Source organism: Pseudomonas sp. I3-I5, from assembly GCF_022699445.1.
GTDB classification, from domain to species: Bacteria; Pseudomonadota; Gammaproteobacteria; order Pseudomonadales; family Pseudomonadaceae; genus Aquipseudomonas; species Aquipseudomonas fulva.
The window spans coordinates 483,556-510,538 of record NZ_CP093940.1; the positions used below are offsets into that span (position 1 = coordinate 483,556).

Genomic DNA, 26,983 nt, shown 5'->3' on the forward strand with positions numbered 1-26,983 from the left:
TTACTCCGGATTGTGTTTTTTATGGAGTTCAATGTCAGGGCCCGGCCTGGGCCCTGGGCGCCAGCCGTGGCGCAAAGGTTCAGACGGTGGTCAGGATCAGTTCTCGCAAGCCGTCAGGGTGCTCGACCTGCTGGCCTGGCAGTTCGAAGCGGCGCTCGGCCAGGTAGCTGTAGTCCTGGCGCGCTTGCCCGATCAGCGCCAGGTCGAGGTCCAGTTGCAGCCGGCAGGCGGTGCGCCCTGCCTCGCATAACAGTTGGCCGTAAGGGTCGACCACCGCGCTGCCGCCTGCAAAGACCAGGTTGCCATCGCCCTGGCCGACGCGATTGACCATGACCGCATAGGCCTGGTTTTCCATGGCGCGGGCGCTGATGGCGGTGCGGTGCGTGGGGCCATAGGGGTCCATGTTGCCGTTGGTCACCAAGATCAGCTCGGCGCCCAGCTGGCCCAGGGCGCGGGCGCTTTCGGGGAATTCGATGTCGAAGCAGATCAACAGCCCTACGCGCACCCCTTTGTACAACGCCGTGGCGTAGCGATCGCCCGCCGTGAAGATGCCCTTGTCGGAGGCCCACAGGTGGGTTTTGCGGTACTTCAACGCGACACCGTCCGGGGTGATCAACACGGTGGTGTTGTAGAAGTGCCCGTCTTCGCCCGCTTCGGCAAGGCCAACCACGGCTGCCACGCCCTTGTCGGTCACCGCTTGGGCGACGGCGGCAAGCGTCGGGCCGGTCAGGGGCTCGGCGATAGCCGCGATGTTGTCATGGGTTGGAAAGCCCATCAGTTGGGTTTCCGGGAACACGATCAGGTCCACATCCGCTGCTGCGCGGTGGATCGCCTCGAGGGTGCGTTCCAGGTTGTAGGCGGTGTCGCCGTCGCGACCGTCCAGCTGGACGAGTTCTACTTTCATTGCAACTCCTGAATGCGCAGCCCAACGGCTGCCAGGTGATCGACGCGGCGTGAAACCAGCTGCTGTGGCGCACGGTGAGTGCCCGAGTATGCCGCTGCCATCGGCGGCGGGGTAATTACGCCCTTGAGGTAACCCATAGGGGTTAGCCCCATGCAAATCCGTCGGTACTGGTCAACGCTGCGCTGAAAACAGCGCCGCAATGCCGATGCACTCCAGTACACTTTGCCTGCTCGGTTGTATTCACCCTGACCTGCGTCTCACCTTTTGGTACAGAGCCCGGACATGAACCTTACACTTCAGGACATTGCCTGGCATCGCTCGGTCGGCCAGGTGATCGATGCGTTGGACCACCCCGGCTTCTGGCTGCGCCTGGTGCGTTTGCTGGAGCAATACGTGGCGTTCGACAGCTGGGTCGCGTTTCTTTTCAGTGAGCACCGCCCATTGGTGTATGCCGAATCCCCGGGCAGCGACGGCGGGCTGGACCCGTTATTCCAGGATTACCTCAAGGGCCTCTACCTGCTGGACCCGTTCTACATCGCCAGCCGGGAAGCACCGGCAAGCGGCCTGGTCCAACTGGCCGACGTGGCCCCTGAATGCTTCGAGCGCACCGACTACTACCAGCGTTATTTCCGCCTTAACGTGGTGGCCGACGAGGTGCAGTACAACGTGGCCCTGGATGCAGGGCGCACGCTTTGCCTGTCGCTCGGTAGCCGCTCACGCTTTGCAGGTGAGCAGATTGCGTTGCTGCACCTTTTGCAACCCTGGGTGCTGGCCACCATGCGCCAGCGCTTTCGGTTCGAGCACGATGTCGACGAAGTCACCCCGGCGCCTGCGTGGCAGAACCACTTGGCCGAGGGCTTTGGCCACCTTGAAACGCCGCTCACCGCCCGCGAACTGGAAGTGGGCCGCATGCTGCTAAGCGGCTGTTCCAGCAAGGAGATCGGCCGCAAACTCGCCATTTCATCGGAAACCGTGCGGGTCCATCGCAAGCACATCTACCGCAAGCTGGGCATCAAGTCCCAGTCGGAGCTGTTCGCGCTGTTCCTCAAGGCCCAGCGCTAGCAGCCAACGGCTGCGTTCAGGTGCGCTGCTCGACTTCGAGCAGCATGAACAGCCGGTACATGACCACCGTGCCGAACAATTGCAGGAAGCCTGCCAGGCTATCCACCAGCAGTTGCACGCCAGGGGAAGGATCGGGGATGGCCATCAGGATCAGGCCTTCGATCAGCCAGATCGACGCCAGCACCCCCAGCAGGCACACCAGAATGCGCATGAAATGGCCAGTAGTCATGCGGGCGCTTTCGCGCATCGCCTGCACCACGGGCAAGCCGCGCAGCACCAGCAGGTATTCGCCGAACACCAGGTTGACCATGATCCACACCCCTGGGAACACGAACAAGGCCATGCCGGCCATGATCAGCAACGAGCTGATCAGGACCAGCAGCGTCAGCGCCGGCCAGAGCTGCACCGCACGGGCAAACAGGTCGCGCTTGGCGATGGCCTGGCCATTGCTGCGGGTATCGAGGTAGAGGATCAGTGCAGCGCTGTACAACGGGTAGCACAGCACGTAGATCAGCATGCCGTAGGCCGGCGAGGCCTGCTCGCCCAGCTGGCGATACAGCACCTGGGTCAGCACGGCTTCGAGCACCACCAGCGGCAGGCACAGTTGGGCAATACCGGCCAGGTGGCGGGTGAAGAAGTGGAGGGAGTCGCGCAAAACGCTCAGCGGATTCATGGGTCAACATCGCATGGCAGTTGAAACAAGGGGTCTAACTCTAGCCCAAAGCGACCCCTGATCCGTCACTTGCTGAAAAAAGTTTCACCCCGCCAGTGATTGAATCAGCCGCGTTAACGCCCCATCTTTGAGCCTGTCCGTTGTCCCGCTACCCACGAGGTCGCCCCATGAATACCGAAGAACAATCCCTGATCGATGGCCTGTTCAGCCGCATCAAGCAGGCCGAAGACCCAAGCCAGCCCCGTGATGCGCAGGCACAGGCCTGTATCGAGGCGCACGTGCGCCAGCAGCCGGCGGCCCCTTACTACATGGCCCAGGCGATCCTGGTGCAGGAAGCGGCCATCAAGCGCCTGGACGAACAGAACAAACAGCTCGAAGCCGAACTCAAGCAGGCACGTGCCCAGGCCGAGGCTGCGCAGGCCGGCGCCTCGCAGAACACAGGCGGCGGCGGTTTTCTGTCCAGCATCTTCGGCGCTGGTGGGCGCAGCTCGGCGCCGGCACCTGCCCCTCAACCCCAGCGCTCGGTCGCGCCGTCCGCACCCGCCAGTGGCGGCTGGCGCGAGCCGGCGGCACCTGGCTTCTCGCAGCCGCCGGCCCAGCAGCCGGGCTTTGGCGCAGCGCCCGCGCGTGGCGGTGCCAGCAGCTTCCTGGGTGGCGCCATGCAGACTGCGGCCGGTGTAGCCGGGGGTGTCTTGCTGGCCCAGGGCATCAGCAGCCTGTTCAACCACAACGCCCAGCCCGAAGAGGTGGTCGAGGTGATCAAGGAGGAGCCTGCGCAGGCCAGTGACAGGGGCGGCTGGACCGACCAGAACGAGCAGCAGCACGTGGCCGACAACAGCGGCTGGGGCAGCGACCAGGGCGGTTACAGTGACGCCGATTACGGCGGTGATGACGGTGGATTATTCTCCGACGACGATTCCTACGTCTGACGGCTCTGGCATACTGCTGGCCTTCGCGGGGCGCTGAACCCGCCCCGATTCGGCCAGACGAGGTGCCAAGGTGAAAAAGATCGCGTTGTTCGCCGACGTGCAGAACCTCTATTACACCGTGCGCCAGGCCCACGGTTGCCATTTCAACTACACCGCCTTGTGGAACCAGGTCAGCCGAGAAGGCCAGATCGTCGAGGCGGTGGCCTATGCCATCGATCGGGGCGACAGCAAGCAGCAGCAGTTTCAGCAGATACTGCGCAACCTGGGTTTCGATGTGCGCCTCAAGCCCTTCATCCAGCGCAGCGATGGCTCGGCCAAGGGCGACTGGGATGTCGGCATCACCCTGGATGTGATCGATGCGGCCAGCCGCGTGGACCAGGTGGTACTGGCCTCGGGTGACGGGGATTTCGACCTGCTGCTCGACCGCGTGATCCAGCGCCACGGCACCGAAGCGGTGGTCTACGGCGTGCCGGGGCTGACGGCGATGTCGCTGATCCGCGCCGCCACCCGCTATGTGCCCATCGAGGGCCCGTTGTTGCTCAAACACTAAGGTTTTTATGGAACGTATCGCTGTCATCGACTTTGAAACCACCGGCATTTCCCCAGGCACCGGTTGCCGCGCCACTGAGGTGGCCGTGGTGATGCTCGAGCGCGGGCAAATCGTCGAGCGCTATCAGAGCCTGATGAACGCGGGGGTGTCGGTGCCTGCTTTCGTGTCGGGCTTGACCGGCATCACCACCGCCATGGTGCGCAAGGCACCCCCGGTGGAGCAGGTGATGAACGAGGTGGCCGAGTTCGTGGGGGCCACGCCGCTGCTGGCCCACAACGCCGCCTTCGACCAGAAGTTCTGGGATTTCGAACTGAGCCGCATCGGCCGTAGCCGCAGCCAGCCCTTCGCCTGCTCGCTGTTGCTGTCCCGGCGCCTGCTGCCGGCCGCCCCCAACCACAAGCTGGGCACACTGAACCACTGGGCCGGGCTGCCCAACACCGGCACGGCCCACCGGGCCATGGCCGACGCGGAAATGGCCGCTAACCTGGTCCAGCACCTGGCCGGCGTGCTGCGCCAGGACCACGGGGTGCAGCAGCCTTCCCACGACTTGTTCTGCCGTTTGCAGAAAACCCCCGCCGCCAAGGTGCGCGACGCGCTGGCAGCCTACCGCTGAAACGGGCAGCGCCTGGCGTCGCACGCCCGCGGCTGCAAGTGTGCTGCTTATCCAACGCCTCACTGTAGGGTTGCCGCTGCGCTTCACACCGTTAGACTGCGTCACCCGCAAATGGATTTTCGAGTCGACCATGTCCAGCACCCGCCGCTTCCCGCTGTTGCTCATCGGGGCCTTCGTGGCCCTGTATTTCGTATGGGGTTCAACCTACCTGTTCATTCGCATCGGTGTGGAAAGCTGGCCGCCCATGCTCATGGCTGGGGTGCGCTTTCTGATTGCCGGGGGGCTGTTGTACGGCTTCATGCGCTGGCGAGGGGCGCCATCACCGTCCTGGCCGCAGTGGCGGGCAGCGGGGCTGGTGGGCTTTTTGCTGCTCAGCTGTGGCAACGGGGGCGTGACGATCGCTGAGCATGCCGGCGTGGCGTCCGGCGTGGCAGCGCTGGCGGTGGCGACCGTGCCCTTGTTTACCCTGGTGTTTGGGCTGATGTTCGGTTATCGCAACTCAGGGCTCGAATGGGCGGGCATCGTGCTTGGCCTGACCGGCATCGGTTTGCTCAACCTCGGCTCCAATCTGCAGGCGAGCCCGCTTGGCGCGGCGCTGTTGATCTTCGCCGCCGCCTCGTGGGCATTCGGGTCGGTCTGGAGCAAGCGCCTGCCCATGCCACCGGGCCCCATGGCCAGCGCTGCACAGATGCTGGTCGGCGGTACGGCGTTGCTGTTGGGCAGCCTGCTGTCGGGTGAACGCATGACGCAGATGCCCACCGCTGCCGGCTGGGGCGCGCTGGCCTACCTGGTGTTCTTCGGCTCGATCCTGGCGTTCAGCGCCTACATGTACCTGCTCAAGCACGTTCGCCCGGCGGCGGCCACCAGCTATGCCTACGTCAACCCGGCCGTGGCGGTGCTCTTGGGCATCGTGTTTGCCGGCGAGCAGATCGGTGCCGAAGAGTGCGTTGCCATGGCCGTGATCATTGGCGCGGTGGTCCTGATCGGCCTGCCGCAGTGGCGCAAGGCGCGACCCATCGCCTAGCCGCTCGACCGGGAAACCTGCAAGTGCACAGGGGGGATGCGGTAGACTTGCCGGCTTCGCTGAACCCCTGATGGTATTGCCATGAATTTCGCCAAACTCGGCCTGATCGAACCCTTGCTGCGCACCCTTGAGCAGCGCGATTACACCACCCCGACCCCGGTACAGGCCCAGGCCATCCCCGCCGTGCTGGCCGGCCGCGACCTGATGGCCGCCGCCCAGACCGGCACCGGCAAGACCGCAGGTTTTGCCCTACCCGTGTTGCAACGCCTGGCGCTTGAAGGCGAGAAGGTGGCGGCCAACTCGATTCGTGCCTTGGTTCTGGTGCCCACCCGTGAACTGGCCGAGCAGGTGCATACCAACGTGCGCGAGTACGCCGAGCACCTGCCGCTGAGCACCTATGCGGTGTATGGCGGGGTCAGCATCAACCCGCAGATGATGCGCCTGCGCCGTGGTGTGGACCTGCTGGTGGCGACCCCGGGCCGGCTGCTGGATCTGTATCGCCAGAACGCGATCAAGTTCAACCAGGTGCAGATTCTGGTGCTCGACGAAGCCGATCGCATGCTCGACCTGGGGTTCGCCGAGGAGCTGCAATCGGTCTATGCCGCGCTGCCCCGCAAGCGCCAGACGCTGCTGTTCTCGGCGACCTTCTCGGACCAGATCCGCCTGCTTGCAGGGCTCGCGCTCAACGACCCGCTCAGCATCGAAGTCAGCCCGCGCAATGCCACGGCGGCGAGCGTCAAGCAATGGCTGGTGACGGTGGACAAGAAGCGCAAGGTCGACCTGTTCTGCCACCTGTTGCGCAAGCAGCGTTGGAAGCAGGTGCTGGTCTTCGCCAAGACCCGCAACGGCGTCGATCAGCTGGTCGAGCGCCTGCTGGCCGAAGGGGTCAAGGCCGACGGTATCCATGGCGACCGCCCCCAGGCGACACGGCAACGGGCGCTGGACAACTTCAAGGCACGCGAGGTGCAGGTGCTGGTGGCCACCGACGTGGCTGCGCGCGGGCTGGACATCGACGACCTGCCGCTGGTAGTCAACCTGGACCTGCCGATCGTGGCCGAAGACTATGTGCACCGTATCGGCCGCACTGGCCGTGCGGGCAACACGGGTGAGGCGATTTCGCTGGTCTGCGCGGATGAGGTGCAGTTGCTGGCGGCCATCGAAGTGCTGACCCGGCAGACACTGACGCGTCATGAAGAGCCTGACTTCATTCCTGATCACCGGGTACCCCTGACCGATGCCAGTGGTCAGGTGATGAAAAAGCCCAAGAAACCGAAGAAGCCCAAGGAGAACAGTGCCAAGCGTGGGCTGGGTCGCTGGATGGACAGTGATGAGGCAGGCACCGCGCCACCTGCGGTGAAGGCCGTGCGCAAGGTGCCTAGCTTCAATGGGGGGCCGCGCAAGCGCAAGCCCTGACGGTTAGAGCGTTGGCGTGAGGCAGTGGCTTTTGATCTCAACGGGGCAGGTACGAGCCTTGGCACCGCGTAGGGCGCTGCCTCTCCTTAAAACGAGAATCACCGGGCGCCATTCAATGAATCCAGTCCAACCGCCAGTAGGCACTCGTAGGGGCGCGCACACCGTAGCCCCGACGATCACATCGGCAGGACGGTACTTCCAGAGACCGTGCAGCCTTACTTGCAGTACAGAGCCTGGCCTGACAAATCTGCCAGTTTTTTTCACCAGGCACATTGCACATCATTAGATACCCCGATAGGACTAGGTGTGTATCATGTGTCATACAGCAAGCTTGGTATCACGGACTGGCCAAGCATTCTCCTATTTGCCCTATGGCGACCAACGCTGCGCCCCACGCCTCTATGGACTGGCTTACAGCGGCCAGCTACTGGACCGTAGTACCGGGGGGTATCTGCTCAAGAGAAGGATGTACCAACCCCAGCTGAGGCGTTTCTACACCCCAGATCCGCTGAGTCCTTTCCTAAAGGGAGGCTTGAACGCGTATGCCTACTGCGAAAACGATCCGGTTAATTTCAACGATCCTGAAGGGAGTAACCGATTCAAGTCGTATAAAAGTAATCTAGAGCCTGTTTGGAACAAGATCGAAAATAGAAAACTTCGGCTGAAGGGCTTCTCTTACGACTCCTCAGAGCCCGAGGGTGAACGTATTAAGGGGTTTCGTGTGAAAGTGGCAAATGGCCAACCGCTAGAGCGTGCTGACCCAGATGCTCCCACGAGTGGTTCTTTCTATGTTAACGAGGACCAATCTCTGTTCATAAGTGAGTATCTCGTTGCCAATGACAAGGTGGGTTTGTATCGGTTGAAAGATTTCGGTTTCATCGAAGCAGGCTTTACGTTGAAGGATGTGAACCCTACCCATATCAAAGTGGTAAATGGAAAACCTGTACCGGATAGCAACATGATCATGGTCAACGATTCAGGCAAGACCGATTATTCGAAACAGAATCTGCGACTGCCTGGGTTGAACGACGCAATCCGCAAAGGGCAGCCTGGAATGCGTTGATCACTCATTGCAAGGTAAGCAGCTGGTGGCATAGCCGGGGCTTGAGTAGCCCCGATTGCACAAAGCGAGGACAGGCCTGTGAAACCCGCGATCAGCCCGTCGTATTCCCCTGCCGCCCCACCCACGCCGCCGCTGCCCGACCGGCCCGCAGCCCGCTGGCGAAGCAGGCAGTCAGCAGATACCCGCCTGTTGGCGCTTCCCAGTCCAGCATCTCGCCCGCACAGAACACCCCTGGCATGTGCTTTATCATCAGCCCCTCATCCAGGTTTTCGAAGCGCACCCCGCCGGCACTACTGATCGCTTCGTCCAAGGGACGAGTGCGCACCAGCGTGATCGGCAGGGCCTTGATCGCCTGGGCAAGGGCTGGCGGGTCGGCGAATGTGGCCGGGTCGGTCAGCTCGCGCAGCAGCGCCGCCTTGACCCCGTCCAGGCCCAATTGCCCTTGCAAGTGCTTGGCCATGGACCGCGAGCCCCTCGGGCGTGCCAGGGCCTGGGCAATCTTGTCCACAGGCTTGTCCGGCAGCAGGTCCAATATCAGCACACCGCTGCCACATTGCTCAATGGCCGCACGCACCTGCGCCGACCAGGCGTAGACCAGGCTGCCTTCCACACCCTGGGCGGTCAGGATGAACTCGCCTTTGCGCGGCGCACGGCCTGGCACGCTCAGGGCAATGTTCTTGACCGGCGCCCCTGCGAACTTGTCGGTGAGCACCGCACTCCAGCCCGCGACCTCGAACCCGCAATTGCTCGGTCGCAGGGGTGAGATATCCACAGCGCGGTCAGCCAGGGTTGCCTGCCAGCGCCCATCCGATCCCAGCCGCGCCCAACTGCCGCCACCCAGTGCCAGTACGACCACGGCGGGCCGGACCAGCCGCTCGCCCTGTGGATAAGCAATGCGCAACGCGCCGTCCTCGCTCCAGCCCAGCCAGCGATGACGGTTGTGGATAACCACGCCGGTTTCACGCAGGCGCTTGAGCCACGCGCGTAAGAGCGGGGCGGCCTTCATGTCGGTTGGGAACACGCGGCCCGAGCTGCCCACGAACGTGGCGATACCCAGCCCGTGAATCCACTGGCGCAAGGCGTCTGCGTCAAAGTCGCGCAACAGCCCGTCAACCTCGCTTCGGCGCTCGGCATACTGCGCCGCAAAAGCAGGGTAGGGTTCGGAATGGGTGATGTTCATGCCGCCCACGCCTGCCAGCAGAAACTTGCGACCCACCGAAGGCATGGCGTCGAACACTTCCACTGAAAGCCCGGCCTGTGCCAGGGCTTCAGCCGCCATCAGGCCGGCGGGGCCGCCCCCAATGACAGCGGCGACAGGAGGGGCGGGGTGACTGACTTCGGACATGATGGGCTGCAGGCTGTGGAAAAGATGCGCATTCTAGCGCAGCACAGCCCTCACAAGCACTGATCAAAAAATGATCAATGTCGCGCAAGCAGCGCTATTAAAGGGCTACAGCCTGTTTCGCTCAGGTTATCCACAAGCGGTTCCACAGTCATTGTGCACAACGCAAGACGTTGGCCGCCGTGTGATGAAGTACGCCGTGGCGCTTGGCCAGCGCTCTGCGATCCTTGCTGTAACCGCCCCCGATCACGCCCATGACCGGAATGTCGCGGCCCAGGCACTGGCCGAGCACGCGCGCGTCACGTGCGGCCAGCCCTGCATCGGTGATTTGCAGGTAACCCAGGGCATCGTCCTTGTGAACATCGACCCCGGCGTCGTACAGCACCAGGTCAGGCTGATAGAGCGGCAGCAGGTAATTGAGCGCCTCATCCACCACGTGCAGGTAAGCGTCGTCCCCCATGCCACGTGGCAGGGGGATGTCCCAGTCGCTTTGCGCCTTGCGGGCCGGGAAGTTCTGCTCGCAATGCAGGGAGACGGTAATGGCGTCGGGCGTGTCTTCAAGAATGCGCGCGGTACCGTCCCCTTGATGAACATCGCAATCGAAGATCAGCACCCGGTGCACGCGGCCGGCTTCGAGCAGGTAACGGCTGATCACGGCCAGGTCATTGAAGATGCAAAAGCCGGCTGGGTGGTCGTAGTGGGCATGGTGGGTACCGCCCGCCAGGTGACAGGCCACCCCGTGTTGCAGGGCCATCTCGGCCGTCAACAGCGAACCCCCGACTGCGCGCACGGTGCGCCGCGCCAGCGCTTCGCTCCACGGCAGGCCCAGGCGCCGCTGGTCCTCGCGGGATAGCTCGCCGTGCATGTAGCGCTCGATGTAACGGCGGTCGTGGGCCAGCGCAAGAATGTCATTGGGGCAGATCTCGGGCCGCAGCAACGCCTGGTCGGTGGTCAACCCACTGTCGATCAGGTGATCGTGCAGCAGACGAAACTTGTCCATCGGAAAACGATGGTCCGGCGGAAACTCTGGGCTGTAGTCTTCGTGGTAGATCAGCGGCAGCGACATGGGTTATCCACAACAAGAAACAGACTTGATCTTGCCATGACAGCCAACGGCTGTGGAAAACTTTGCTAGCCCAGCGTGCAAGCCGGTGCCCACCTATGCAACGGGCACTTTCAACGTGCGGCGCTGGCCAGCACGCGCTGCCATTCGGGCGCGTTCAACCGCCCTAGGATGCGTGCCTTGCCATTGTCGTCCACGGAAACGAACAAGGCACTGGCATAACCGCTGTCCCGTTCGCCGCCGGTAACGTTCTGCTGGCGAGCGAACTGATCGACGCAGCCGTTGTGGGTTACCAGCACCAGGTTGTGTTCAGGGCGTTTGGCTGCCAGCGCCTGAGCCGCGAAGCCGCCGTCGCACTGGCCGATCCATTCCCGCGTGGCCACCGGCTGCCCCAGAATGAAATGCGCCGTCTGCTGGGTGCGCACCTTCGGGCTGCTCAACAGGTCGGCATCGGCCAGCCCCAGGTGCTTGAGGCCTTCGCCCACGCGCCCGGCAGCCTGGCTGCCGGCGACCGTGATGCCAGCCGGGTCGCCCAGGCAGGGGCCCGGTGCGCTGTCACAGCGCTCGGCATGGCGGATCATGACGATCACCGCACCGTTGGCCCAGGCCTGGAGCAAGCCGCTTTTGCTGAGTTGTTGTTCGCTACCAAGGTCCACGATGGAGGTTCTCGTCATAAACCAGGAGGTCGATGCCGCCACGGCCAGGCACAGGCTCAAGGCGACGGTCACGGTGCTGCGGGGCAGCCATCGCTTGCGCGGTGAATGCATTGCGTAGGGCGGCAGAGTGTTGCTCGACAGCATGGGTGGCTCCGACAGGGAAACCGCGCGCTGGGCGCGGCAGGGATGGCGGCATTTTGCTAACCCGCGTGTTGCCAGCCGGTGAAGCGCATGTGAAAAATGCATTCGGCTACTCATTACCCGGTGCGCGGTCGTGCCTGCGCCTACGCTGTACAGTGCAGCACGCCAAAACGGAGCGAACCCCATGACCCCCCTTCTGGAACTGGAAAGCGCGCGGCTGATTCTGCGCCAATGGCAGGACGAGGATCTGCGCGAGTTCGCTGCCCTGTGCGCCGACCCCCAGGTCATGCGCTACTTCCCCGCGCCGCTCACACGCCTTGAAGCGGCTGCCTTGATCGGCCGCATCCGCGGGCATTTTCATGAGTACGGGTTTGGCCTGTGGGCGCTTGAGCGCAAGGACAGTGGGGCTTTCATCGGCATGACGGGCCTGCTCAATGTCAACTTCGACGCGCCCTTCGCCCCGGCAGTCGAGATCGGCTGGCGCCTGGCACGTCGGCACTGGGGCCTGGGGTTTGCCAGTGAGGCGGCCTGGACGTGCTTGCGCTGTGCGTTTGCCCAGTTGCAGGTCGAGCAGGTGGTGTCCTTTACCAGCACCCTCAACCTGCCCTCGCAGAAGGTGATGCAAGCCATTGGCATGGAGCAGGACCTGGCAGGCAGTTTCGACCACCCGCGTGTCGCCCTCGGCCATCCACTGCGCCCGCATGTGCTGTATCGGATCGATCGCGCGCGGTGGGAGCAGACCTTGCGGGCCGAGTGAACCGCCAGGGGGGCTGGCGATGTCAAACCCTGTATTATTTGCGCTATTGGACGGTGCGGCTCATGCGTGGGCCGCGCCGGTTGAATCGAGCGCCGGCCCACGGCGCCTTGTGAGCACGTCTTGCGTCTACGGAGAACCCTGATGAGTCATGTGTTGGACGACCTGGTCGACCTGTTGAGCCTCGAAGCCATTGAAGAAAACCTGTTCCGCGGCCGCAGCCAGGACCTGGGTTTTCGCCAGCTGTATGGCGGCCAGGTGCTGGGCCAGTCCTTGTCGGCCGCCAGCCAGACGGTAGAGGATGCCCGCCACGTGCACTCGCTGCACGGCTACTTCCTGCGCCCGGGCGATGCCAGCCTGCCGGTGGTGTACTCGGTGGACCGCGTGCGTGATGGCGGCAGTTTCAGTACCCGACGCGTCACGGCGATTCAGAAGGGCAAGACGATCTTCACCTGCAGCGCCTCGTTCCAGTACGACGAGGACGGGTTCACCCACCAGGCACAGATGCCCGATGTGGTCGGCCCTGAAAACCTGCCCACCGAAGTGGAACTGGCCAGCGCCATGGCCGATCAGCTTCCTGAGCGCATCCGCGACAAGGTGCTGTGCGCCAAGCCCATCGAGATTCGTCCAGTAACCGAGCGTGACCCGTTCAACCCCAAGCCCGGCGACCCGGTGAAATACGCCTGGTTCCGCGCCGACGGCAATCTGCCGGCTATCCCTGCGCTGCACAAGTACATCCTGGCCTACGCCTCTGATTTCGGACTGCTGACCACATCGATGCTGCCCCATGGCAAGTCGGTCTGGCAGCGGGACATGCAGATCGCCAGCCTGGACCACTCTTTGTGGTTCCACGGCAACCTGCGGGCTGATGAATGGCTGCTGTACGCCACCGACAGCCCCTGGGCTGGCAATGCCCGTGGCTTCTGCCGCGGCAGCATCTTCAACCAGGCCGGCCAACTGGTCGCCTCGTCCAGCCAGGAAGGCCTGATCCGTCATCGCAAGGACTGGGCATGAACCTGGGCCAGGTGCGCCATTGGGTGTTCGACATGGACGGCACCCTGACCGTGGCCGCGCATGATTTTGCCGCTATCCGCGTGAAGTTGGGCATTCCTCCCAAGGACGACATTCTGGCGCACCTGGCGGCTCTGCCCGCAGACGAAGCCGCCGCCAAGCATGCCTGGCTGCTGGAGCACGAGCGTCATCTGGCGCTGGCCTCCAAAGCTGCCCAGGGGGCGGTGGAGCTGGTCCGTGAGCTGGCCAGCCGTGGTTGCCAGCTGGGCATCCTCACCCGCAATGCCCGCGAACTGGCACACATCACGCTCCAAGCCATTGGCCTTGCCGACTGTTTTCCGGTGGCGCACATTCTTGGCCGTGACGAAGCGCAGCCCAAGCCCAGCCCCGATGGGCTGCTCAAGATTGCCGGTGCCTGGGGCGTCGCGCCGCAGGCGATGGTGATGGTGGGCGACCACCGCTTCGACCTCGACTGCGGGCGAGCCGCCGGCGCGGGCACGGTGCTTGTGAACCAGCCGCACGACGCCTGGCCGGGCCTTGCCGACCGACATGCGCCCGACTGTCATGCCTTGAAGCGTATGCTGGGCTGACCCCACGCTCGCCGGGCACTTTCCTTTTTACAGATGGAGCACTCGACCATGAGCAGCAAGGCGATCTACGTTCAACCCGGCGGCGGCTACGACAAGGTCGAGGTCGGCACCTGCGAGGCCACTGCCCCAGGCGTGGGTGAAATCACCGTACGCTTGCATGCCAGCTCCCTCAATTACCACGACTTCGCCGTGGTCAGCGGCATGTGGGGCCCAGCCGAACGGCGCATCCCGATGGCCGACGGTGCCGGCGAGGTGATCGCCGTGGGCAGCGGCGTCAGCGACTTTCAGGTCGGTGACAGCGTGGTCAGCACCTTCTTCCCTGACTGGCTGGATGGTGAGGCCAATGTCGAGGGCTTTGCCCGGGTGCCGGGCGATGGCCTGGACGGTTATGCCCGCGGCCATGTGACCGCGTTGGCCACAGCCTTCACCCGCGCGCCCAAGGGCTTCAGCCACGCCGAGGCGGCGACCTTGACCACCGCCGGGCTTACCGCCTGGCGCGCGCTGATGAGCGACGATCACCTCAAGCCCGGTGACACGGTGCTGGTACAGGGCACCGGCGGGGTGTCGATCTTTGCCCTGCAGTTCGCCAAGCTGGCCGGTGCGTCGGTGATCGCCACCTCTTCCAGCGATGCCAAGCTCGAGCGGCTCAAGGCCTTGGGCGCCGACCACGTGATCAACTACACGCGCACGCCGGCCTGGGGCGAAAAGGTGCGTGAGCTGACCGACAACCGTGGGGTGGACCATGTGATCGAAGTCGGCGGGCCCGCCACCCTGGAGCAATCGATGATCGCCGCACGCATCGGGGGCCATGTCTCGCTGATCGGCATTCTGACCGGTGTGGCGGGGCAGCTGCCACTGGTGCAGGCCCTGGTGCGGCAGATCCGTCTGCAGGGTGTGCTGGTAGGCAGCCGTGCCCAGCAGCAGGCCATGGTCCGGGCCATCGAGGCCAACGGCCTGCGCCCGGTGGTGGACAAGCACTTCGAGCTCGAACACATCGTCGATGCGTTTCGCTATCAGGAAAGCAACCGCCATTTCGGCAAGATCTGCCTGACCTGGTAACGCCTTGGGGTAACGGGATGTAATGGCTGGCGACCAGACCAATACATTCGCGCACATCGGGAGCACAGGCGGCTGGCTAGAATGCCCGGCTCCGTTGCGACTGATTCTCTCTTCAAGAGGACGCCCCGATGTGCCTGTTCCCCCGTTTGCGGCAGCGCCTGCTGCCTGCCTTGCTGCTGCTGGCGTCCTGCCTCGGCTTTGCCCACACCGCCCAAGCCCTGCAAGTTACCGATGTGCTGGGGCGTACCGTCGAGCTTGACCACGCCCCGCAACGTATCGTGCTGGGCGAGGGGCGTTTGTTCTTCGCCCTGGCGCTGCTCGACCGTGATAACCCCTTCCAGCGCGTGGTGGGCTGGCAGAACGACATGCGCTTGCTGGACCCGCATACCTATGAGGTCTACGCCCGGCAGTACCCGCAGATCGCCAAGCTGCCCTTGATAGGTCAGGCCTCCGAGCAGAGCGTGAGCGCCGAGCAGATCCTGTCGCTCAAGCCTGACCTGGCCATTTTCAGCATCGCCGGCGAAGGCCCGACCCAGCACAGCCCGGTGGCCGATCTGCTGGCCAAGGCCGGCGTGCCGGTGTTGTTCATCGATTTTCGTGTGCACCCCATGCGCAATACCCACGTCAGCATGCAGGCGCTGGGTACGCTGCTAGGCCGTGAACAGCAGGCGCAGCAGTACCTCGACCTGTACGACCGTCACCTGGAGCAGGTGAAAGCGGGCGTGGCTGGCATCAAGGAAAGCGAGCGGCCCAAGGTGTTTCTGGAATTGCTGGCCGGGGTGTGGCAAGCGCCTGGCCATACCACTGGCAAAAGCGGCTTGGGCAGTGTGGTCCAGGCGGTGGGTGGCCATAACATCGGTGCCGACGTGGTGCCCGGTGCGCTGGGCGATGTGAGCGTCGAGTACGTGCTGCAAGCCGACCCCGACGTCTATATCGCCACCGGCAACCGCGCCCCCGGCGTACTGCTGGGGGCCGGGGTTTCCGAAAAAACGGCCCGGGACAGCCTGGCGAAGATCACCGCCCGCCCGGAATTCGCCCCCTTGCGGCCCATCCAGGCCGGCCAGGCCCATGGCTTGTGGCATGACTTCTACAACTCGCCGTTCAACATCCTTGCAATTGAAGCGATGGCGCGCTGGGTGCACCCGGAGCGGTTCAAGGACATCGACCCGCAAGCGACCATGGCCGAGATCAACCGCATGCTCAAGGTAGGGCTGGACGGTCAGTACTGGGTCGACGCCCAGTGACCGCACAGGCGCTGCCAGGCGTGCAACAGGCCGCCTGGCACTACCGCCGGCTGCTGTGGCGGCGTACCGGGCTGGTTGCCGGGCTGGCCGTGCTGTTGCTGGTTTCGGTCTTGAGCGACCTGGCCAGCGGTGCGTCGGGGATGAGCCTGGGGCGACTGGTGCAAGGCCTGTTCGACCCGGCCACGCTCAGCGCCACGGAGCGGGTGATCATCTGGAACGTACGCTTGCCCTACGCGCTGATGGCGGTGCTGGTGGGCACGGCACTGTCGCTCGCAGGGGCCGAGATGCAGGCAATCCTCGACAACCCGCTGGCCAGCCCCTTCACCCTGGGGGTGTCCTCGTCAGCGGCACTGGGGGCTTCGCTTGCCATCGCCTACCCGCTCAGCATCGCCTGGATGACGCCGGGGGTGCAGGTGACGGTGATGGCCTTCGTCTTCGCCTGCCTGTCGGTGGTGTTGTTGCAGGCCATGTCGCGGCTTCGCGGGGCGGGCGTGGAGAGCCTGGTGCTGTTCGGCATCGCCCTGGTGTTCAGCTGCAATGCCCTGGTGTCGCTGTTGCAACTGCTGGCCACCGAAGACGTATTGCAGCAACTGGTGTTCTGGACCATGGGCAGCCTGGCCCGGGCCGATTGGAACAAACTCGGCATTCTGGCGCTGGTCGTGGCGCTGGTGTTGCCGTTTTCGCTGCGGGCGGCACCTGCGATGACGCTGCTGCGCATGGGCGAGGACCGGGCGCGCAGCTTCGGCGTGGACACCCGGCGGCTGCGTTTTGCCTCGCTGCTGCGCATCAGCCTGTTGTCGGCAACCGCCGTGGCATTCGTTGGCACCATCGGCTTCGTCGGCCTGGTCGGGCCGCACATTGCGCGCTTGCTGGTGGGGGAAGACCAGCGGTTCCTGCTGCCGGCCAGCGCGCTGGTGGGCGCGCTGATGCTGTCGTTGTCCTCCATTGCCAGCAAGCTGATCATGCCAGGCGTCATCGTGCCGGTCGGCATCGTCACCGCCCTGGTGGGGGTACCGATTTTCGTGACGCTGGTGTTCCGGCGAGGGAGAAAGCTGTGAGCCTGGTGATCGACAAGGTTTCGGTCGCCTACGGTGCGCGGCAGATTTTGCACGAGGTCAGCCTGCCTGCCCTGCCCGAAGGCAGCCTGGTGGCGCTGGTGGGGCCCAACGGGGCAGGCAAGTCCACGCTGCTCAGGGCCCTGGCAGGGCTTGAACGCATGCGTGGCGGCCTGCGCCTGGATGGCCAGGACGTGAACCGCCTGGCCTTTGCCGAGCGCGCTCGACGGCTAGCCTACATGCCCCAGCAGTTGCCCCCCGGCATTGCCCTTGGCGTGCTGGAAAGCATCATGGCCGCACTTCGCGTAGGCAGCGCGGACGACCTGCTGGGCCAGGCCTTTGCGGCCCTGCGCCAGCTGGGTATCGAGCACCTGGCCCAGCGCTCGCTGGACAGCTTGTCCGGTGGGCAGCGGCAATTGGTGGCGCTGGCCCAGTTGCTGGCGCGCAACCCGCAGGTGCTGCTGCTCGATGAGCCCACCAGCGCGCTGGACCTGCATTATCAATTGCGGGTCATGGACGCCGTGCGTGAGCGCGTGCAGGTGCATCGCCTGTTGGCGGTGGCGGTGCTGCACGACATCAACCTGGCTGCCAGCCATGCCGACTGGCTGGTGGTGCTGCGCGAGGGCAGGGTGGTCGCCAGTGGTACGCCGCAGGATGTGTTGGTGCCCGACTTGCTGGCGCAGGTGTATGGCGTCCAGGCGCGGGTCGAGCGCTGTTCCCTGGGGCGGCTGCAAGTGCTGGTCGACCACGCCTTGGCCTGATGCCCGCGCCACCCGCTACCTGCTGGACAGGTAGCGGGTGCAACACACTCGAATGAAAAACAGAAGCGTCATTGGCGTTGATGGCGCGTTCGGACATGCCAATCGCGACATTTGTCGCTTGCACAAAAGCGCTGTCGTGATCGAACAGTTCCGGGGCGTTCTCGTGTAATTTCCCTCATCCCTGCGGGGCTTAAATGAAGCCCGACCCCCCACCGGCACGTTGCCTTGTGATGCGCTGCAAAGATCAACAACAGAGCGCAAGCAACCTGTCGACCTGAACCCTTCAAGGAGCTATTTTCGCCTACGCCTGCCCGTCCATCCTTGTGTCAGCAAAAAGAGAACAACATCAATGAACACCGTGGGATCTGATGGCAACCTTGCACAAGGTTTCAAGCCACGTCATGTAACGATGCTGTCCATCGCCGGCATCATCGGCGCCGGACTTTTCGTCGGCTCGGGCCACGCCATTGCGGCAGCCGGCCCGGCTACCATAATCTCCTATTTCGTGGCCGGGACCTTGGTCGTCCTGGTCATGCGCATGCTCGGCGAAATGGCCGTCGCGCACCCCGATACCGGTTCCTTTTCCACCTACGCCGACCAGGCCATCGGCCGCTGGGCCGGCTACACCATCGGCTGGTTGTACTGGTGGTTCTGGGTGCTGGTCATTCCCATCGAAGCCCTGGCGGCAGGGCATGTGCTCAACGCCTGGTTCCCGCAGATAGACAGCTGGATCTTCGCCTTGGCGTCCGTGCTGTTGCTGGCAGGTACCAACCTGTTCAGTGTGGCCAAGTACGGTGAGTTCGAGTTCTGGTTCGCCATTTTGAAAGTGACTGCGATCCTTGCCTTCATCAGCCTCGGCTTCGCGGCGCTGATGGGGTGGCTGCCCAACCGTGAAGTCAGCGGTTTGAGTGGGCTGATTGCCGAGCATGGCGGTTTTGCGCCCAATGGCTGGGCGGCGGTGGTGGGCGCGTTCATCACTGTGATGTTCAGCTTCATCGGCACGGAGGCAGTGACCATCGCCGCTTCGGAGTCGAGCGATCCTTCGCGCAACATCGCCAAGGCCACCCGTTCGGTCATCTGGCGCATCAGTACCTTCTACATCCTCTCCATCTTCGTGATCATTTCCGTCGTGCCGTGGAACGACCCACAGTTGGCTGTGGTGGGCTCGTATCAGCGTGCACTGGAAATCATGAACATCCCCAATGCGGCCTTGCTGGTAGACCTGGTGGTGCTGGTAGCGGTCACCAGCTGCATGAACTCCTCGATCTACATCGCCTCGCGCATGATGTATTCGCTGGCCAAGCGTGGCGATGCGCCGGCAATGCTCAAACACACGTCCAAGGTCGGCGTACCCCGTGCTGCGGTGTTCGGCAGCACCCTGATCGGTGCATCCATCGCCGTGCTCAACTACTTCGCACCCAAGGGCGTGTTCGAGTTCCTGCTGGCAAGCTCAGGTGCCATCGCGCTGCTGGTCTACATGGTCATCGCCATCTCCCAACTGCGCATGCGTCGCCGTCTTGAGCGGGAGAATACTGAGCTCAAGTTCCGCATGTGGCTGTTCCCCTGGTTGACCTGGGCGGTGATCATCTTCATTGCCCTGGCCTTGGCGGTGATGATGTACACGCCCGAGCACCGGGCGGAAGTGAGCGCCACGCTGGGGCTTGCGATCCTGATTTCCTTCCTGGGTATCGTGACGACACGCGGTCATGCGCAGCCTGTGGGGGCGCGGTCGTTGGGTTGAGATGAGCTTTGCTGGAGCCTCGAGGCTGCGATGCGGCTTCAGGGTTATCAGCTTCGCAACTCAGGGTGCTGGGGCCGCTTTGCGGCCGACGCATCCAATGGCCCGGCCAAACCGGCCGAGCATACACACTGGCACCCCCCTACCGAATGATGGAAAATCGCGCCTCGCCCGTCTGGGCGTCGCTGTCAACGACACGGATGTGAGGCGCATTTCTCGCTGCGCCTGCTTCGATTTTCCAGAGTAAGGATACGTCCCCATGACCCTGTGTAGATTCCTCCTGCCCATGCTGGCCGCCATGGCCCTGACCGGCTGCGTCACGACCGAGCAAATGCCCGACGGTCGTACCAAGGTTCGTTTTTCCGACGACACGGTCAGCTCACTGACATCGATGATGCCTTCGGCCATGGCCAACGGAATTGCTGGCAGTGCTGGCAGTGAGCTGGACTTGATTGCCACCTTGCCCTCGAGCAGTGGCGAGTACCTTTACCTGGGCGGCAGGTTCGACGCCGAGTGCACTGCAGCCTTGTTCTACAGCGCCAAGTCCGGCAAACCACTCGCGACCAAGATCGACGACAGCTGCAGGATTCGCTACCTGGCCAGGCAGCAGGACCTCAAGGCGATTGGTAAACCCTACGACCGCGCAGCCCCTGTCGGCGAACTGGATGGCCCCCATCACCCCTATTGGGATTCGCTCACGCGCCGGGTCATTGGGCAGCTCGCCGCGCAGAAGCAGTTTAAAACGCGAGTAGGTGTCATCCCTCGCTATGACAAGGCAGGCACACCGTTTGTCACCCTCGGGTTCCTGGGCCAGGGCAAAAGTGAGGACTACGCCCTCAGGGCAACGCCAGCTCCGGCACCGGTGGTGTTCAGCGATCCGGCCGATGGGGTCCAGATGCGGGCCACCGCCGTCAGGCGACAGACTGACCTTGGTGAGTCCATCAAGTGTGAAGCGTTGCTGGAGCCGCAAGCTGCCGTCGACCTGGGGCGCAAGCCGCCTTCGGTCAACACCAGTGACTTTACGCGTTACGTAGTGCCCATGAAGATCATGTCCATGAGCTGCACACGTCTGTACTAGGGCAGGCGGGAATGCCAGCCTTGCAGGGCTGGCAGCTCATAGGCGCTGGGCGGCGAGGCGATCAGCCTACTGCGCCGGGCGCTTGTCTTGCGTGCAGTCAACGTAGGTACTGCCCGACTCGCCCCGCAACGACACATCGTGGTTGCCAACTTCCTGGGTGTAATGCCCCAGGTCATCCTTGCCGATGCCGCTCAGCTTGGCGATGTCCTCGACGCGCTGGCCCTTGAACATCCCCGAAAATTCGTTGAAGTCACCTTCGCCGTCACTGGCAGCATGTGCTGTCAGCTGCGTGATCGGTTGGCCGTAGACCTCCACTGGCTGCGCCAGCGAATACTCAGCGTCCGACAGCTCCGACGCCTGGACGGTGGCCTGGCCCTTGGCCGCCGTGACCAGTGCATCGAACTGCTCGGGTGAGACCACGCGCTTGCACGTCAGAACTTGGCCGATACGCGTGAGAGCCTCGGTTTGATCGAGGTTTTCAGCGTGAGCGGTGGCCACGCCAGCAAGGCTGGCAAGCAGGGGCAGGATCAGGCGAGTCGTGTTCATGCATCAGTTCCTTCTGGTGGGTAGCCCCTATTGAGTGCCGGGGTCACCAATGGTTTCAAGGCGCCAGGGACGCTACCGGCCATGGCGTGAAGAGGCAGGCCACCCATGCTTTGGTCCGGTGCTCACGGCGCACTCGCCTGCCCTTGATCCAACCTGCCAAATTTCTTTGAGCAATGGACTACCATCCGATGGCCTAATGCAATTAAATGCGCCACCCGGACAACTATTCCGGCCAGTAACTGTCACTCACAAAACACCCGGTCATAGCGTGAAGGTGCCCGCTTTCACCACAGGAGCTCAGATACATGGCAGCACTGCAAAGCAGTACGTTGGACGCGGTCGAAAACAACCAGGACCAGTTGCTGACCCAGTGGTTGGCAGGCCTGGAAGCCAACGGTGCCACGCGCAACGTCAAGGAACAGGTGCTGGCCCAAGAGACCCGCGAGTTCCTGCAACTGTTAGTGCAGGGCTTGAAGGGCCAAGGTGGCGCCAACCTGGCAGCCGCCGATTGGGAGGCCGTACGCCGGTTCCTCGAAAAGCTGTCGTCATCGCGCGCGCAGATGGGCCATGACTCCCACCAGACCGTGTACTTCATCTACGCCCTGAAGCGTCCGCTGTTCGCCTTGCTGCAATCGCACTACAGCGCCGACCCGGCCACGCTGGCCGAGGAACTCTGGCGCGTGTCCGAGCTGCTCGACAGCATGGGCATGCACACCATGCGCACTTACCAGGCGAGCCGTGAAAACGTCATCCGCCGCCAGCAGGAAGAACTGCTGGAGCTGTCCACCCCGGTGGTCAAGCTGTGGGACGGTGTGCTGGCCTTGCCGTTGATCGGTACCCTCGACTCCCAGCGCAGCCAGACTGTCATGGAGTCGCTGCTGCAGCGCATCGTCGACACCGGTTCGGAAATCGCCATCATCGACATCACGGGCGTGCCCACCGTGGACACCCTGGTGGCGCAGCACCTGCTCAAGACCGTGACGGCGATTCGCCTGATGGGCGCCGATTGCATCATCAGCGGCATCCGCCCGCAGATCGCCCAGACCATCGTGCACCTGGGCCTGGACCTCGGCACTCTGACCACCAAGGCCAACCTGTCCGACGCCCTGAAGCTGGCCCTGACCCGCGTGGGCAGCGACCTCGGCCAGCGAGCCTGAGCCATGGAGCGTATCCCGATACTGCAGATGGGGGAATTCCTGCTGGTGACCATCCAGGTGGACATGCATGACCAACTGGCCCTCACCCTGCAGGAAGACCTGACCGACCGCATCAGCAGCACTTCCGCCCGCGGCGTACTCATCGACATCTCGGCACTGGACATGGTCGACTCGTTCATCGGGCGCATGATCGCCAGCATCTCGGGCCTGTCGCGCATCATGGACGCCGAGACCATGGTGGTCGGCATGCAGCCTGCCGTGGCCATCACCCTGGTGGAACTGGGGCTGACGTTGCCTGGGGTAAGTACCGCCTTGAATGTAGAACGCGGCATGCAAGTGCTGCGTCAGCGTGTGGCCCGCAAATGAATGTGCGCGACAGCGGTAGCCTGCCGGTGCGCATCGAGCAGGATGTGGTCCTTGCGCGCCAGTTGGCCCGCAAGCTGGCGGGCGAGTGCGGTATGCGCCTGGTCGACCTGACCAAGCTGGTCACTGCCGTCAGCGAGCTGGCCCGCAACACCGTGGTCTATGGCCGTGGCGGCGACATGGACTGGCAGGTGCTGGAGGACTTCGGTCGCGTGGGCCTGCGCCTGCATTTTCGTGACGAAGGCCCTGGCATTCCCGATATCGGCCTGGCGTTGACCGACGGCTGGACCTCGGGCGCTGGCATGGGCCTGGGCCTGACCGGCGCGCGGCGCCTGGTGGATGAGTTCGAGTTGGATACCGCGCCTGGCGAGGGTACCCGTGTGACGATCACACGATGGGCGTGAGCATCGCTGCCAGCCAGACCTGCGTCGTACCGTTGGCTGACCCCAGTGACGTTGGCCACGCTCGACGGATCGCGCAAAAACTTGCACAGGCCCACGGTCTTGACGAAACGGACGCCGGACGTGTCGCGCTGGTGGTGACCGAGCTGTGCACCAACGTGCTCAAGCATGCCGGGCACGGCGAGCTTCATCTGCGGGCGCTGCCGCGCGGTGGCGGCAGGTTTGGCATCGAAGTGCTCACCCTCGATCGCGCGCAAGGGTTCGATGCCCAAGCCTGCCTGGCCGACGGCTATTCGTCGGCGGGTACCCAAGGCATCGGCCTGGGCGCCATCGCCCGCCAGGCTCAAGTCTTCGACGTCTATGCCGATACCCGGGGAGCCGTGGTTCTGGCGCGGTTGTATGCCCGGGATGACCCAGGTACTGACCTGCGCTTCGGCGTCAGCCAGCATGCCCTCAATGGCGACCCGGCCTGCGGCGACACCTGGCACCTGGCCTTCGATGGGCAGCACGTGAGCGCCCTGGTGATCGACGGGCTGGGGCATGGCAGCGAAGCCGAAGCGGCAGCCCAGGCGGGTGCGGCAGTGTATGCACAGGCACCGTTCGCCCACCCGCAGCAGCAGCTTCTGGCCATGCACCAGGCGATGGCAGGCACGCGCGGTGGCGCCGTGGCCCTGGCGCACTACGATGGCTGCAATGCATGGCTGAGCTACACCGGTATTGGCAACATCGGCGCGAGCCTGGTCAATGGCAGCCAATCACGAGGCCTGGCGTCGATGCCCGGCATCGTCGGCGGGCAATTCAGAAAAACCCAAGTGTTCGACTACGCTGATCTGAACGGAAATGTGTTGATCATGTACAGCGATGGCCTGCAGTCCCGGTGGAACCTCAAGGATTACCCTGGCCTGGTGCACCGTCATCCGGCCGTGATCGCTGCCGTGCTGCACCGCGACTTTTGCCGAGGCCGGGACGATGTCACCGTGCTTGTCATCGACCTGGAGCTGCCCAATGGCTGATGCCGCACTGATTGCCCGCCTGCAAGCCGAGAACGACGCCTTGCGCGCCGAGCTGGATGAAACCAACCAGGGTGTGCTGGCGCTGTATGCCGAGCTCGATACCCAGGCCGAGCACCTGCGCCAGGCCTCGGACCTCAAAAGCCGCTTCCTGTCCTACATGAGCCATGAGTTCCGCACCCCGCTGGGCTCGATCTTGAGCATCACCGGCCTGCTGACCGACGAGCTCGACGGGCCGTTGTCGGCGGAACAGCACCGTCAGGTCACGTTCATCAGTACCGCTACCCGCGAGCTGTCCGACATGGTCGACGACTTGCTCGACCTGGCCAAGATCGAAGCCGGCCGCATCACCATTTCGCCGGCCTGGTTCGACATGTTCGACCTGTTCGCCGCCCTGCGAGGCATGTTCAGGCCCATTGTCGATGCCTCGGCCGTGGACCTCATCTTCGAAGAACATGCCGGCCTGCCGCGGCTGTACACCGATGACAAGAAGCTGGCGCAGATTCTGCGCAACTTCATTTCCAATGCCCTGAAGTTCACCTCACAGGGCGAAGTGCGTATTTCCGCCTGCCTGGAAGGCGATGACAGTATCCGTTTCGCCGTGAGCGACACGGGTATCGGCATTGCACCGGAGCTGCTGGGTACCCTGTTCGAAGACTTCGCCCAGGTGGACTCGCCGTTGCAGAAACGCTTGCGCGGTACAGGCCTGGGCCTGTCGCTGTGCAAGCGCTTTGCCGAGCTGCTGGGTGGTCATGTGGGCGTTGAGAGCGAGCCGGGCGTCGGCTCCTGTTTCTTCGTGGTGATCCCGCTTGCCCTCGCCCCGGAGAGCACTGAATGAATGCCGATGTGCGCTTGCTGATCGTCGATGACAACGTCGCCACCCGCTACGCCATGCGCAGGCGTCTGGCGGTGCACGGTTACCAGGTACTGGAGGCCGGCACGGGCGGGGAGGGCCTGGCGCTGATCCGCGACAGCCAGATCGACGCCTTGATCCTGGACGTGAACCTGCCGGACATGAGCGGCTTCGACATCGTCCGGCTGCTGCGTCAGGACCCACGCACGGCGCTGCTGCCAGTGATTCATGTGTCGGCCGCGTCGATCCAGAGCGGCGACATCATCACCGGGCTGAACGCTGGCGCCGATGCCTACCTGATTCACCCCGTCGACCCGGACGTGCTGCTGGCCACCCTGCGCACCTTGCTGCGCGTGCGCGACACCGAGCGCGCATTGCGCCAGAGCGAGGCACGCTTTCGCGAGATCTTCACCAGTGTGTCGGCGCCGATTGCCGTGATGGACGCGCAGCTGAAGGTGCATGAATGCAACCAGGCGTTCAGCTACCTGATCCAGGACAACCGCCACCCCGAGCAGCTGCACGACTGCTTCGCCGATGGGCAGGAGGCGGCGCTGGCCAGCCTGCGCGAGCACCTCATGGCTGGCGAGCGCTGGCAGGGCACCTTGAGCATGCAGGTGCATGGCCATGTACGCGAGACCGAGTGGCAGCTTTCGCCGTATCAGGCGCCGGGTTTGTGCCTGGTGTTCGTCGAGGACATCACCGAGCACCGTCACCGCGAACGCTCGCACCTGGCCCGGCTGGACGACGCGACCAGCCAGTTGGCCCATGAAGTGGCCGTGCGCGAACGCACCGAGGCGCAGCTGGTGCAACTGCAAAAAATGGAGGCACTGGGCAGCTTGACCGGCGGCATCGCCCACGACTTCAACAACCTGCTGACCGGCATCATCACCAGCCTCGAACTGATCTGCAAACGGGTGGCCGAGAACCGTGTCGACAGAGTGCCGCGCTATGCCGAAGCTGCGCTCAGCTCGGCCAACAGCGCGGCTTCGCTGACCCATCGGCTGCTGGCCTTCGCTCGCCAGCAACCGCTGGACACCCGGCCCGTGGACGTCAACCGCCACGTGCGCTCGCTCGAAGAACTGCTGACCCGCACCATTGGCGAGCGCATCACGTTGACCCTGAACCTCTCCACCCAACCGGCCATCGCCCTGGTCGACCCGGTGCAGCTGGAAAGCGCGGTGCTCAACCTAGTGATCAACGCCCGCGACGCGCTGCCCAAGGGCGGGCGGATCTGGCTCGACACGGCCGCCATCTGGTCCCAGGAAAACCCCAATCTTGCCGACGGCCCCTATGTGATGGTCAGCGTGCGCGACAACGGCACCGGCATCGAACCTGAGTTGCTGGACAAGGTGTTCGACCCGTTCTTCACCACCAAGCCCGTCGGGCAGGGCACCGGCCTTGGGTTGTCGACCATCTATGGTTTCGCCCGGCAGTCCAGCGGCCACGTGATGCTCAACAGCGTGGTGGGGGAGGGCACCGAAGTGGCGCTGATGCTGCCGGCCAGCGCGCAGGCAGCCGTGCCCGTGGTACGCGAGCGTGGGCTCGATCTACAGGGTAATGGCGAGCATGTGCTGATCGTCGAGGACATGGCCTCGGTACGGCTGTCGGTGGCCGAAGCGCTGGCCGATGCCGGCTACCACTGCACACTGGCTTCGACCACCGACCAGGCGCTGCAATACCTGCGCGACGACCCGAGCCTGGACCTGATGCTGACCGACGTTGGCCTGCCAACGCTCAGCGGCCGGGAGCTGGCCGACCTTGCCCGTGGCTACCGGCCCGAACTGCCTGTGCTGTTCATGACCGGCTATGCCGATGCCGCGTTGGACCGGCAGGCGTTTCTCGGCGATGGCATGGACATGCTGATCAAGCCGTTCCGTATGGGTGAGCTGCTGGGCAAAGTGAGGCAGGCCATCGGTAAGGTGTAGGACCC

At 63.9% G+C, this 26,983-nt stretch carries 29 protein-coding genes; 22 read left to right on the forward strand and 7 right to left on the reverse strand.

Translation table 11 applies throughout. The features are described 5' to 3' along the window. Nucleotides 1-79 precede the first annotated feature (79 nt). Nucleotides 80-904, reverse strand: a complete 825-nt coding sequence (locus MOP87_RS02110) for a carbon-nitrogen hydrolase family protein (protein ID WP_027915226.1) — start codon at nt 902-904, stop codon at nt 80-82. Further along, nucleotides 901-1,056: a hypothetical protein gene (locus MOP87_RS02115; RefSeq protein WP_154665194.1), complete on the reverse strand. Its 156-nt coding sequence runs from the start codon at nt 1,054-1,056 to the stop codon at nt 901-903. Before MOP87_RS02115 ends, MOP87_RS02110 begins: the two co-directional genes overlap by 4 nt. A 130-nt stretch (nt 1,057-1,186) precedes the next feature. On the opposite strand from MOP87_RS02115, the gene MOP87_RS02120 reads away from it, so the two are divergent. Then, nucleotides 1,187-1,966, forward strand: a complete 780-nt coding sequence (locus tag MOP87_RS02120; protein WP_028687140.1) for a helix-turn-helix transcriptional regulator — start codon at nt 1,187-1,189, stop codon at nt 1,964-1,966. A 16-nt stretch (nt 1,967-1,982) separates the two neighbouring features. Here MOP87_RS02120 and MOP87_RS02125 read toward each other — a convergent pair whose 3' ends face one another. Next, complete coding sequence (locus MOP87_RS02125; RefSeq protein ID WP_027915224.1) at nt 1,983-2,639, reverse strand: membrane protein; 657 nt, start codon at nt 2,637-2,639, stop codon at nt 1,983-1,985. A 167-nt stretch (nt 2,640-2,806) separates the two neighbouring features. On the opposite strand from MOP87_RS02125, the gene MOP87_RS02130 reads away from it, so the two are divergent. From MOP87_RS02130 to MOP87_RS02155, 6 genes are all read left to right on the forward strand, one after another. Further along, nucleotides 2,807-3,568, forward strand: coding sequence for a DUF2076 domain-containing protein (locus tag MOP87_RS02130; RefSeq protein WP_242810062.1), 762 nt, complete (start codon nt 2,807-2,809; stop codon nt 3,566-3,568). Between the two features lie 70 nt (nt 3,569-3,638). Then, nucleotides 3,639-4,118: an NYN domain-containing protein gene (locus MOP87_RS02135; protein WP_023534583.1), complete on the forward strand. Its 480-nt coding sequence runs from the start codon at nt 3,639-3,641 to the stop codon at nt 4,116-4,118. A 7-nt stretch (nt 4,119-4,125) separates the two neighbouring features. Further along, nucleotides 4,126-4,731, forward strand: a complete 606-nt coding sequence (locus MOP87_RS02140) for a 3'-5' exonuclease (RefSeq protein ID WP_027915222.1) — start codon at nt 4,126-4,128, stop codon at nt 4,729-4,731. Between the two features lie 130 nt (nt 4,732-4,861). After that, nucleotides 4,862-5,755 carry a drug/metabolite exporter YedA gene (gene yedA / locus MOP87_RS02145; protein ID WP_027915221.1) on the forward strand — a complete coding sequence of 298 codons (894 nt, stop codon included), beginning with the start codon at nt 4,862-4,864 and terminating at the stop codon, nt 5,753-5,755. An 81-nt stretch (nt 5,756-5,836) separates the two neighbouring features. Beyond that, nucleotides 5,837-7,168, forward strand: a complete 1,332-nt coding sequence (locus tag MOP87_RS02150; RefSeq protein ID WP_242810063.1) for a DEAD/DEAH box helicase — start codon at nt 5,837-5,839, stop codon at nt 7,166-7,168. A gap of 313 nt (nt 7,169-7,481) precedes the next feature. Next, entirely contained in the window at nt 7,482-8,231 is a 750-nt protein-coding gene (locus MOP87_RS02155; protein WP_242810064.1) for an RHS repeat-associated core domain-containing protein, read from the forward strand. Between the two features lie 91 nt (nt 8,232-8,322). Here the strand turns inward: MOP87_RS02155 and MOP87_RS02160 are convergent, their stop codons facing one another. The 3 genes from MOP87_RS02160 to MOP87_RS02170 form a co-directional block, all read right to left on the reverse strand. Beyond that, on the reverse strand, nt 8,323-9,576 hold the full coding sequence (locus tag MOP87_RS02160) for a TIGR03862 family flavoprotein (protein WP_242810065.1): 1,254 nt from the start codon (nt 9,574-9,576) through the stop codon (nt 8,323-8,325). A gap of 148 nt (nt 9,577-9,724) precedes the next feature. Next, on the reverse strand, nt 9,725-10,639 hold the full coding sequence (locus MOP87_RS02165; RefSeq protein ID WP_027915218.1) for a histone deacetylase: 915 nt from the start codon (nt 10,637-10,639) through the stop codon (nt 9,725-9,727). Between the two features lie 110 nt (nt 10,640-10,749). Further along, on the reverse strand, nt 10,750-11,436 hold the full coding sequence (locus tag MOP87_RS02170) for a histidine phosphatase family protein (protein WP_242810066.1): 687 nt from the start codon (nt 11,434-11,436) through the stop codon (nt 10,750-10,752). A gap of 181 nt (nt 11,437-11,617) precedes the next feature. On the opposite strand from MOP87_RS02170, the gene MOP87_RS02175 reads away from it, so the two are divergent. The 9 genes from MOP87_RS02175 (at nt 11,618) to MOP87_RS02215 (ending at nt 20,723) form a co-directional block, all read left to right on the forward strand. Further along, nucleotides 11,618-12,190: a GNAT family N-acetyltransferase gene (locus tag MOP87_RS02175; protein ID WP_242810067.1), complete on the forward strand. Its 573-nt coding sequence runs from the start codon at nt 11,618-11,620 to the stop codon at nt 12,188-12,190. A gap of 141 nt (nt 12,191-12,331) precedes the next feature. Next, complete coding sequence (gene tesB / locus MOP87_RS02180) at nt 12,332-13,201, forward strand: acyl-CoA thioesterase II (protein ID WP_023534523.1); 870 nt, start codon at nt 12,332-12,334, stop codon at nt 13,199-13,201. Continuing rightward, the gene (locus MOP87_RS02185; RefSeq protein WP_104925753.1) at nt 13,198-13,788 is read left to right on the forward strand and encodes an HAD family hydrolase; all 591 of its coding nucleotides are present in this window, start codon (nt 13,198-13,200) and stop codon (nt 13,786-13,788) included. Before tesB ends, MOP87_RS02185 begins: the two co-directional genes overlap by 4 nt. Before the next feature lie 48 nt (nt 13,789-13,836). Next, a complete protein-coding gene (locus tag MOP87_RS02190; RefSeq protein ID WP_088523411.1) occupies nt 13,837-14,847 on the forward strand; it encodes an NAD(P)-dependent alcohol dehydrogenase in 1,011 nt (336 codons plus the stop codon). A gap of 128 nt (nt 14,848-14,975) precedes the next feature. Beyond that, the gene (locus tag MOP87_RS02195; RefSeq protein WP_027915213.1) at nt 14,976-16,091 is read left to right on the forward strand and encodes an ABC transporter substrate-binding protein; all 1,116 of its coding nucleotides are present in this window, start codon (nt 14,976-14,978) and stop codon (nt 16,089-16,091) included. Continuing rightward, nucleotides 16,088-17,149 (forward strand): iron ABC transporter permease, encoded by a 1,062-nt coding sequence (locus MOP87_RS02200; protein ID WP_197874338.1) that lies wholly within the window; start codon nt 16,088-16,090, stop codon nt 17,147-17,149. Before MOP87_RS02195 ends, MOP87_RS02200 begins: the two co-directional genes overlap by 4 nt. Further along, nucleotides 17,146-17,907 carry an ABC transporter ATP-binding protein gene (locus MOP87_RS02205; RefSeq protein WP_110607064.1) on the forward strand — a complete coding sequence of 254 codons (762 nt, stop codon included), beginning with the start codon at nt 17,146-17,148 and terminating at the stop codon, nt 17,905-17,907. Before MOP87_RS02200 ends, MOP87_RS02205 begins: the two co-directional genes overlap by 4 nt. A gap of 349 nt (nt 17,908-18,256) precedes the next feature. Further along, complete coding sequence (gene gabP, locus MOP87_RS02210; protein WP_028687127.1) at nt 18,257-19,648, forward strand: GABA permease; 1,392 nt, start codon at nt 18,257-18,259, stop codon at nt 19,646-19,648. 256 nt (nt 19,649-19,904) lie between these two features. Then, nucleotides 19,905-20,723 carry a hypothetical protein gene (locus MOP87_RS02215; protein ID WP_104925756.1) on the forward strand — a complete coding sequence of 273 codons (819 nt, stop codon included), beginning with the start codon at nt 19,905-19,907 and terminating at the stop codon, nt 20,721-20,723. Between the two features lie 66 nt (nt 20,724-20,789). On the opposite strand, the gene MOP87_RS02220 is transcribed toward MOP87_RS02215, so the two are convergent. Continuing rightward, nucleotides 20,790-21,269 carry a hypothetical protein gene (locus tag MOP87_RS02220; protein WP_242810068.1) on the reverse strand — a complete coding sequence of 160 codons (480 nt, stop codon included), beginning with the start codon at nt 21,267-21,269 and terminating at the stop codon, nt 20,790-20,792. Nucleotides 21,270-21,574: 305 nt separating this feature from the next. On the opposite strand from MOP87_RS02220, the gene MOP87_RS02225 reads away from it, so the two are divergent. The 6 genes from MOP87_RS02225 to MOP87_RS02250 are packed head-to-tail and all read left to right on the forward strand — an operon-like array spanning nt 21,575 to nt 26,978. After that, entirely contained in the window at nt 21,575-22,426 is an 852-nt protein-coding gene (locus MOP87_RS02225) for an STAS domain-containing protein (protein ID WP_242810069.1), read from the forward strand. 3 nt (nt 22,427-22,429) lie between these two features. Further along, nucleotides 22,430-22,792, forward strand: a complete 363-nt coding sequence (locus MOP87_RS02230) for an STAS domain-containing protein (RefSeq protein ID WP_023534539.1) — start codon at nt 22,430-22,432, stop codon at nt 22,790-22,792. After that, a complete protein-coding gene (locus tag MOP87_RS02235) occupies nt 22,789-23,193 on the forward strand; it encodes an anti-sigma regulatory factor (RefSeq protein WP_242810070.1) in 405 nt (134 codons plus the stop codon). The genes MOP87_RS02230 and MOP87_RS02235 overlap by 4 nt, the downstream gene beginning before the upstream one ends. After that, nucleotides 23,190-24,203 carry an ATP-binding protein gene (locus MOP87_RS02240; protein ID WP_242810524.1) on the forward strand — a complete coding sequence of 338 codons (1,014 nt, stop codon included), beginning with the start codon at nt 23,190-23,192 and terminating at the stop codon, nt 24,201-24,203. The genes MOP87_RS02235 and MOP87_RS02240 overlap by 4 nt, the downstream gene beginning before the upstream one ends. Beyond that, a complete protein-coding gene (locus MOP87_RS02245; RefSeq protein WP_027915206.1) occupies nt 24,196-25,038 on the forward strand; it encodes an ATP-binding protein in 843 nt (280 codons plus the stop codon). The genes MOP87_RS02240 and MOP87_RS02245 overlap by 8 nt, the downstream gene beginning before the upstream one ends. Beyond that, nucleotides 25,035-26,978 (forward strand): response regulator, encoded by a 1,944-nt coding sequence (locus tag MOP87_RS02250; protein WP_242810071.1) that lies wholly within the window; start codon nt 25,035-25,037, stop codon nt 26,976-26,978. The genes MOP87_RS02245 and MOP87_RS02250 overlap by 4 nt, the downstream gene beginning before the upstream one ends. The last annotated feature ends 5 nt before the right edge of the window (nt 26,979-26,983 follow it).

Coding starts and splice junctions, on each gene's coding strand:
- MOP87_RS02140 (WP_027915222.1), top strand. CDS start 4,126: ATGGAACGTATCGCTGTCATCGACTTTGAAACCACCGGCATTTCCCCA.
- MOP87_RS02110 (WP_027915226.1), bottom strand. CDS start 904: ATGAAAGTAGAACTCGTCCAGCTGGACGGTCGCGACGGCGACACCGCC.
- MOP87_RS02225 (WP_242810069.1), top strand. CDS start 21,575: ATGGCAGCACTGCAAAGCAGTACGTTGGACGCGGTCGAAAACAACCAG.
- MOP87_RS02235 (WP_242810070.1), top strand. CDS start 22,789: ATGAATGTGCGCGACAGCGGTAGCCTGCCGGTGCGCATCGAGCAGGAT.
- MOP87_RS02175 (WP_242810067.1), top strand. CDS start 11,618: ATGACCCCCCTTCTGGAACTGGAAAGCGCGCGGCTGATTCTGCGCCAA.
- MOP87_RS02130 (WP_242810062.1), top strand. CDS start 2,807: ATGAATACCGAAGAACAATCCCTGATCGATGGCCTGTTCAGCCGCATC.
- MOP87_RS02185 (WP_104925753.1), top strand. CDS start 13,198: ATGAACCTGGGCCAGGTGCGCCATTGGGTGTTCGACATGGACGGCACC.
- yedA (WP_027915221.1), top strand. CDS start 4,862: ATGTCCAGCACCCGCCGCTTCCCGCTGTTGCTCATCGGGGCCTTCGTG.
- MOP87_RS02150 (WP_242810063.1), top strand. CDS start 5,837: ATGAATTTCGCCAAACTCGGCCTGATCGAACCCTTGCTGCGCACCCTT.
- MOP87_RS02220 (WP_242810068.1), bottom strand. CDS start 21,269: ATGAACACGACTCGCCTGATCCTGCCCCTGCTTGCCAGCCTTGCTGGC.
- MOP87_RS02215 (WP_104925756.1), top strand. CDS start 19,905: ATGACCCTGTGTAGATTCCTCCTGCCCATGCTGGCCGCCATGGCCCTG.
- MOP87_RS02125 (WP_027915224.1), bottom strand. CDS start 2,639: ATGAATCCGCTGAGCGTTTTGCGCGACTCCCTCCACTTCTTCACCCGC.
- tesB (WP_023534523.1), top strand. CDS start 12,332: ATGAGTCATGTGTTGGACGACCTGGTCGACCTGTTGAGCCTCGAAGCC.
- gabP (WP_028687127.1), top strand. CDS start 18,257: ATGAACACCGTGGGATCTGATGGCAACCTTGCACAAGGTTTCAAGCCA.
- MOP87_RS02165 (WP_027915218.1), bottom strand. CDS start 10,639: ATGTCGCTGCCGCTGATCTACCACGAAGACTACAGCCCAGAGTTTCCG.
- MOP87_RS02120 (WP_028687140.1), top strand. CDS start 1,187: ATGAACCTTACACTTCAGGACATTGCCTGGCATCGCTCGGTCGGCCAG.
- MOP87_RS02190 (WP_088523411.1), top strand. CDS start 13,837: ATGAGCAGCAAGGCGATCTACGTTCAACCCGGCGGCGGCTACGACAAG.
- MOP87_RS02170 (WP_242810066.1), bottom strand. CDS start 11,436: ATGCTGTCGAGCAACACTCTGCCGCCCTACGCAATGCATTCACCGCGC.
- MOP87_RS02245 (WP_027915206.1), top strand. CDS start 24,196: ATGGCTGATGCCGCACTGATTGCCCGCCTGCAAGCCGAGAACGACGCC.
- MOP87_RS02250 (WP_242810071.1), top strand. CDS start 25,035: ATGAATGCCGATGTGCGCTTGCTGATCGTCGATGACAACGTCGCCACC.
- MOP87_RS02230 (WP_023534539.1), top strand. CDS start 22,430: ATGGAGCGTATCCCGATACTGCAGATGGGGGAATTCCTGCTGGTGACC.
- MOP87_RS02155 (WP_242810064.1), top strand. CDS start 7,482: ATGTGTCATACAGCAAGCTTGGTATCACGGACTGGCCAAGCATTCTCC.
- MOP87_RS02195 (WP_027915213.1), top strand. CDS start 14,976: ATGTGCCTGTTCCCCCGTTTGCGGCAGCGCCTGCTGCCTGCCTTGCTG.
- MOP87_RS02115 (WP_154665194.1), bottom strand. CDS start 1,056: ATGGGGCTAACCCCTATGGGTTACCTCAAGGGCGTAATTACCCCGCCG.
- MOP87_RS02160 (WP_242810065.1), bottom strand. CDS start 9,576: ATGTCCGAAGTCAGTCACCCCGCCCCTCCTGTCGCCGCTGTCATTGGG.